Annotated in this window: 1 protein-coding gene; it reads left to right on the top strand. The window is 51.0% G+C overall.

Annotated elements, in window-relative coordinates; all coding sequences use genetic code 11:
* Positions 1-1165 (top strand): IS5 family transposase (locus ETF27_RS11010; RefSeq protein WP_147785833.1); only part of this gene is annotated, 1165 nt, incomplete at both ends.

The following is a 1165-nucleotide window of genomic DNA, read 5'->3' as shown; positions in this document are numbered from 1 at the left end:
CAACGTCTCGGACGAGAGCGTCGTGGAACAGTTCTCGGAGAACGCCTACTACCAGTATTTTTGCGGAATGGAATCCTTCACCATCGCCAAACCTTGCGTACCGACGGAACTCGTGGAGTTCCGCCATCGCATTGGCGAAGCGGGTATGGAGTTGATTCTCAAGGAGAGCATCCGGGTAAATCTGATGCTTGACGACAAGCGGAAAGAGAATGAAAACAGAAATGACGGCAAGGACGGTCGTGGACGCAAGTCCGACACCGAGCAGACAGCCTTTATCGACTCTACCGTGCAGGAGAAGAACGTCACGTTCCCCACGGATTCGAAACTCCTGAATAAAATCATCGGTTTCTGCCGCGACGTGGCTCATGCAGAGCATCTCAAAGTGCGCCAAAGCTATGCCAGGGAAATCAAGAGACTTAAGCTTGTGCAGTGTTTCCGTGGCAGGAAGAACAGTTCAGCCAAGGTAAGGAAGGCCGACCGTCGGATGCGTACCATCGCCGGAAGACTGTTGCGCGAACTGGTTCGGAATTTGCCCCCTGAGAACTCTTACCAAGAACGTATTGAGGTCTGCATGAAGTTCGTTAACGGCGAGAGAATGGACGGTCACAAGATCTACTCCCTTCATGAGCCGGACGTGTTGTGCATCAGCAAGGGGAAGGATCACAAGAAATACGAGTTCGGCAATAAAGTCTCCCTTGTCAGACTGTGGAATGGTCTCATTGTTGGTGCATTATCTTTCCGCAATGAATACGACGGTCACACGATAGACAAGGCAATGGAGCAGGTCGGCAGGGTCTATGGCAGGAAAATCAAAAGACTCGCGGGGGATAGAGGGTATCGCGGGCAGGAAACGTGCGGAGAGACGAACATCATGATACCCGGCGTTCCCAAGGCAAGCGACTCGCCACACACGAAAAAGAAAAAACAAAGGTTCTTCCGCAAGAGAGCAGGAATAGAGCCTGTTATAGGGCACTGCAAGGCAGATCATCGATTGGGGAGGAACTTCTACAAGGGTCTCTTGGGTGATGCCATCAACGTGATGCTCGCTGCGGCTGCATTCAACTTCAAAAGTGCCATGCGGTTTCTTTTGTGCCTTCTTCGAAGCATGATAAAATGGAGTATTCAAGGAGTGGATTCCAACTTTAACGAAACAACGGTGTTATCC

The organism is Prevotella brunnea (assembly GCF_008016795.1).
GTDB lineage: Bacteria > Bacteroidota > Bacteroidia > Bacteroidales > Bacteroidaceae > Prevotella > Prevotella brunnea.
Note: the sequence above shows the minus strand (reverse complement) of the source record. Positions and strands in the feature narration are given on the sequence as shown.